General features: G+C 70.0%; 4 protein-coding genes. 2 read left to right on the top strand and 2 right to left on the bottom strand.

All coding sequences use genetic code 11. The features are described 5' to 3' along the window. Nucleotides 1–53 precede the first annotated feature (53 nt). The gene (locus tag AB1578_21620; GenBank protein ID MEW6490497.1) at nt 54–746 is read right to left on the bottom strand and encodes an AAA family ATPase; all 693 of its coding nucleotides are present in this window, start codon (nt 744–746) and stop codon (nt 54–56) included. A gap of 53 nt (nt 747–799) precedes the next feature. Continuing rightward, nucleotides 800–2,893 carry an elongation factor G gene (gene fusA / locus AB1578_21615; GenBank protein MEW6490496.1) on the bottom strand — a complete coding sequence of 698 codons (2,094 nt, stop codon included), beginning with the start codon at nt 2,891–2,893 and terminating at the stop codon, nt 800–802. 279 nt (nt 2,894–3,172) lie between these two features. On the opposite strand from fusA, the gene AB1578_21610 reads away from it, so the two are divergent. Both AB1578_21610 and AB1578_21605 read left to right on the top strand, forming a co-directional pair. Continuing rightward, a complete protein-coding gene (locus AB1578_21610; protein MEW6490495.1) occupies nt 3,173–4,456 on the top strand; it encodes a folylpolyglutamate synthase/dihydrofolate synthase family protein in 1,284 nt (427 codons plus the stop codon). Continuing rightward, a partial coding sequence (locus tag AB1578_21605; protein MEW6490494.1) for a putative LPS assembly protein LptD occupies nt 4,453–5,431 on the top strand: 979 nt, incomplete at its 3' end. The genes AB1578_21610 and AB1578_21605, both read left to right, overlap by 4 nt.

Genomic DNA, 5,431 nt, shown 5'->3' with positions numbered 1-5,431 from the left:
GGGACGACGCATGGGTCGTCCCGGGGCCCGTTGTTTCCTTGGGGGGCTGGGTCCTAGCCGTGCTGGGGAACCAGGAGCAGCGTGCGGGGGTCCAGGGCGATGGGGGCGTGGCCCACGGTGCCCGACGGGTTCTTGTAGACCCGCAGCGAGATGGCGTTGGGCTTGGGATCGAGGCACACCACCACCTGGCAGAGGTCCTCCAGGGGGGCCACCAGCGGGTCGACCGCGCCGGCTTCCCGGTGCGAGCGGGCCGCGATCCAGACCTTGAGGCCCTTGGCGCGGGCGAACTGCTCGAAGGCCTCCAGGGCGGGCCGAAGCTCCGGACCGAGCTCGAAGCCGTCCACCACCACGACCCGGGGGGTGAAGATGCCCTGCTGCACCAGGTCGTCGAGGCGCTCCTCGAGCTTGTCCACGCTGAAGGCCTGGACCCGGAAGGTCATGATGACCCGGTTTTCCTCGACCTCGTGCCACACCTCCCGAGCCCGTTCCAGCTCGTAGCCGGTCGCCAGGTCTCGGAAGATCTCGTCGTACCAGGCCTTCACGTGGCTCACCGTTTCGCCGATGCTCACGTGGAGCACCGGGTTGCCGCGAAACAGGTTGTCCAGGGCCACCTGGATGAGAAAGGCGGTCTTGCCGGTGCCCGCCCGGGCTACCACCAATCCCACCTGCCCGGGGACGAGGCCGCCGTCGCGGCTCTGGTCCAGGGCTCGCAGGGGATTCTTGGCCACCAACTCGCTCTTGAGCATATGCGCACTCCTATCGCAGAGGCGGACCAGCTGCGCCATCGGTTTCCGTGGCCTCAGGCGGCCGACTGCTTCTTGAGCTCTTCCTGGTGCTTCTTCTTCAGCTCTTCGGAGACGCTCTGGGGCACCGGCCGGTACTTGGCAAACTCCATCGTGAACTCGGCCTTGCCCTGGGTGGAGGAGCGCAGGCCGGTGGAGTAGCCGAACATCTCGGCCAGGGGCACCTCGGCTTCCACGACCGAGTAGACCCCGTCTTCGCTGGTGCCCACGATGATGCCCCGGCGTTGGTTGAGGGTACCCAGCACCTGGCCCTGGAACTCGGAGGGCGTCTCCACGACGACCTTCATGATGGGCTCCAGGATGATGGGGCGCGCGCGGCTGTAGGCATCGCGGAAGGCGCCGATGGCCGCCTGCTGGAAGGCCATGTCGGAGGAGTCCACCGAGTGGGCGGCGCCGTCGTTGATGGTGAGCCGCACGCCCGTGACGGGGGCGCCGATGAGGGAGCCCTTCTTGAGGCACGCCTTGAACCCCTTGTCGCAGGAAGAGATGAACTCCCGCGGGATCACGCCGCCCACGATCTTGTCCACGAACTGGTAGTCGCCGACCTCGTCGAGGGGCTCCATGAAGCCCGCCACCCGGCCGTACTGGCCCGAGCCGCCGGTCTGCTTCTTGTGGGTGTAGTTGAACTCGGCCCGCTGGGACACGGTCTCCCGATAGGCCACCTGGGGCTGGCCGGTGGTGACCTCGGCGGAGTACTCGCGCTTCATGCGCTCCACGTACACCTCCAGGTGGAGCTCGCCCATGCCCTGGATGATGGTCTCCCCGCTCTCCGCGTCCACGAAGGTGCGGAAGGTGGGGTCTTCCTTGGTGAAGCGGTTGAGCGCCTTGCTCATGTTCACCTGGGACTTGTTGTCCTTGGGGACGACCGCCAGGCTGATGACCGGCTCGGGCACGTACATGGAGGTCATGGAGACCCGCAGGCTCTCGGAGCAGAAGGTGTCGCCCGAGGCGCAGTCGATCCCGAACATGGCCACGATGTCGCCCGAGTTTGACGCCTCGATCTCCTCCATCTCCGCCGCGTGCATCCGCACGAGCCGGCCCACCTTGAACTTCTTCCCGGTGCGGGCGTTGATGAGGGTGTCGCCCTTGTGGATGGCCCCCTGGTAGACCCGCACGTAGGAGAGCTGCCCGTAACGGCCGTCCTCCAGCTTGAAGGCAAGCGCCACCGTGGGCTTCTTCGGGTCGGAGACGAGGGTGACCGGGGCCTCGCCGGCCTCGGTGTCCAGGGCCACGTTCTCCACGTCGCTGGGGCAGGGAAGGTACCGGAGGACACCGTCCAGCAGGATCTGGACGCCCTTGTTCTTGTAGGCCGAGCCCAGGAAGACCGGGGTGAGCTCCCGGCGCAGGGTCCCCGCGCGGATCGCGGCGTGGATGAGCTCCTCGGTGGCCGCGCCCTCGAGCACCGCCTCCATGAGCTCGTCGGAAAACATGCTGGCCGCGTCCAGGAGCTCTTCGCGACGCTTGGCCGCCTGCTCGGCCAGGGAAGCGGGGATCTCCCCGTAGCGCAGATTCTCGCCGTTGTCGCCGTCGAAGTAGACGGCCTGCATCTTCACCAGGTCCACCACCCCCTTCAGGTCGGCTTCGAGACCGATGGGGATCTCCAGGAAGACGGCGTTGAGCTTGAGCTTCTCGCGCAGCTGCTGGAGCACCCGCTCGGGGTTGGCGCCGGTGCGGTCGCACTTGTTGATGAAGGCGATGCGCGGCACCTTGTAGCGGTTCATCTGCCGGTCCACCGTGATGGACTGGGACTGGACCCCGCCCACCGCGCACAGGACCAGGATGGCCCCGTCGAGCACCCGCAGGGCCCGCTCCACCTCGATGGTGAAGTCCACGTGGCCGGGGGTGTCGATGACGTTGATGAAGTGGTCCCCCCACTCGCAGAAGGTGGCGGCGGACTGGATGGTGATGCCCCGCTCCTTCTCCAGCTCCATGAAGTCCATCGTCGCGCCCGCGCCGTCCTTGCCCTTGACCTCGTGGATCGCGTGGATCCGCTGGGTGTAGAACAGGATGCGCTCGCTCAGCGTGGTCTTGCCGGAGTCGATGTGGGCCGAGATGCCGATGTTTCGGATGCGCGAGATTTCTGTGATCATGGATCCTCTGCTCCTCGTGAAGTCTCCTCACCCCCCGTCTCCGCCGGCGGCCGGTTTGCTGCGGTGCGGCCGGCCGGAAGAAAAGGAAGTCGGCCCTTATACGGCCGCCGCGGCGCGGCTGTCAACCAAAAAACAAAGTGCGAAGCCATCGCTCCCCCTGCCTGTCCACCTTTACACCCGCCCGGCGAGTCTGGTACGAGAGATGGCGGGGCCGGAGCCGGCCGGCCCCCTGCCGGACCCGGTGTCCCGGCCCGTTTCCTCCCACGGCAAGGGTGGCTCGTGACGCCGCAGGAAGCCCTTCGGGCGATCGACGCCCTGGAAAAGTTCGGCATACACCTGGGCCTGGAGCGGATCGGGGCCTGCCTGCGCGCCCTGGGCGATCCCCACCGGGCCTGGCCCTGCCTGCACGTGGGGGGCACCAACGGGAAGGGCTCGACTTCGCTCCTCCTGGCCTCGGTCCTCTCCGCGGCGGGGTACCGCACGGGCCTCTACACCTCGCCCCCCCTGGAGCGCTTCGGGGAGCGCATCCGGGTCGACGGGGCCCTCCTGCCCGACGAGGCCGTTCCCGGCCTCTACGAGGCGGTGCTGGGGGCGGGTCGCGAGCACCCCGGGGCCGCCGGCCTGAGCCAGTTCGAGGTCATCACGGCCATGGCCTTTCTCCACTTCGCCCGGGTCCCGGTGGACGCCGCGGTGATCGAGGTGGGCCTGGGCGGGCGCCTGGATGCCACCAACGTGGTCGTTCCGGAGGTGGCGGTGGTGACCAACGTGGGGCTGGAGCACGCCGAGCACCTGGGACCCACCCCCGAGGCGATCGCCGGGGAGAAGGGGGGGATCGTCAAGGCGGGGGTCCCCCTGGTGACGGGTGCCGAGGGGGGAGCCCTGGCGGTGCTGCGGGAGGCCGCCGCGTCGCGCGGGTGTGCCGTGCGGGTGCGGGGCCTCGACTTCCACGTCTCCCAGGGCCCGGGAGGCCTGGAGTACCGGGGCCCCCGGTGGCGGCTGTCGGGTCTGGAGCTCGGCCTCCTGGGGGGCTTTCAGCGGGACAACCTGGCGCTGGCCCTGGCGGCCCTGGAGGTGCTGGAGGAGCGGGGCTGGCGCCTGCCGGAGGACGCCGTGCGCCGCGGGGTGCGGGAGGCCCGCTGGCCCGGGCGCCTGGAGGTGCTCGGGTCCGGACCCCGGGTGGTGCTCGATGGAGCCCACAATCCCCACGCGTCCCGGGTGCTCGCCCGGAGCCTGCGGGAAGACCTCTCCTACGCGCGCCTGTGGCTCGTCCTGGGCATCCTGGGGGACAAGGACGCCCGTTCCATCCTCGCGGATCTGGTGCCCCTGGCCCAGCGGGTGGTCGTGACCCGGTCCGCGTCGGCCCGGGCCCGGGACCCCGAAGAGATCGGGCGGCTGGCGCGGGAGCTCCGGGTCGGGGAGCTCCAAGCCCTGCCCACCGTGGCCGCCGCCCTGGACTGGGCGCTGGAGCGGGCCGCCCCGGGGGATCTCGTGTGCGTGACGGGCTCCCTCACCACGGTCGGAGAGGCCCGCACCCACCTGCGCTCCCTGGGCTGGGTACGGTGAGGGCGGGGCCTTTCCTGGGGGGCCTCCTCCTCGTGGCCGCGCTGGCGTTGGGGGGCGTCGCCCGGGCCCAGGAGCGGATCGAGTGGGTGCGCCCCAACGGCGGCCCCGTGGAGATCCGGGCGAAGACCCTGGCGGTCTTGGAGCTGGGCGACCGGCTGGAGGCGCAGGGGCAGGTCGGGATCCGGTGGGAGGGCTACCGGCTCAAGGCCGACCGGGTGGCCTACGAGCGCGGGACCGGGCGGGCCGAGGCCCAGGGGGAGGTGGTGCTCGAAGACCCGGACGGCAACGTGCTGCGGTGCAGCCGGCTGGCCCTGGACCTGGACACCCAGGAAGGGGAGGTGGAGGACGCTTCCCTGTGGATCGCCCGGGAGGGTTACCGGGTCTGGGGTCGGCGCTTCCGGAAGACCGGCCCGGTGTCCTACGTGGTGGAGGACGGAGGGTTCACCGCCTGCGACGGCACTTGGCCGAGCTGGCGGGTGGAGGCCCGCCGCATCGAGGTGGAGCTCGAAGGGTACCTGGTGAGTCGCGGTGCCGCCTTCTGGGTGGAGGGGGCTCCCGTGGCCTACACCCCGTATCTCCTCTTCCCCGTGAAGAGGGAGCGCCAGTCGGGGTTCCTCATCCCCCGGGCGGGGTTCACCGACCGGGACGGGTTCCTCACCGGAATCCGGTACTACTGGGCGTTTGCCGACAACGCCGACGCCACCCTGCGGCTCGAGTACCGGGCCCGGCGCGGGTGGACCCAAGGGGCGGAGCTTCGCTACGTGCTGGCGGAGGGACACGAGGGGGTCGCGGACGCGAGCTATCTGCGGGACCGGAAGGAACAAAGCGACCGGTACACGGTAAACGTGCTCCACGGGAGCCGGTTTTCCGACCGGACCCGGGCGCGGCTGAAGATGGACTACCTGGGGGATCGGCGCTACTACCGGGACGTGGGCGACACCCTGGACCAGCGGGGAGTGGCCCGGCTGGAGAGCT

Source organism: Thermodesulfobacteriota bacterium (genome assembly GCA_040756475.1).
Classification (GTDB): Bacteria; Desulfobacterota; Deferrisomatia; order Deferrisomatales; family JACRMM01; genus JBFLZB01.
The sequence above is the reverse complement of the archived record's forward strand: the minus strand, read 5'-3'. Positions and strand labels throughout refer to the sequence as shown.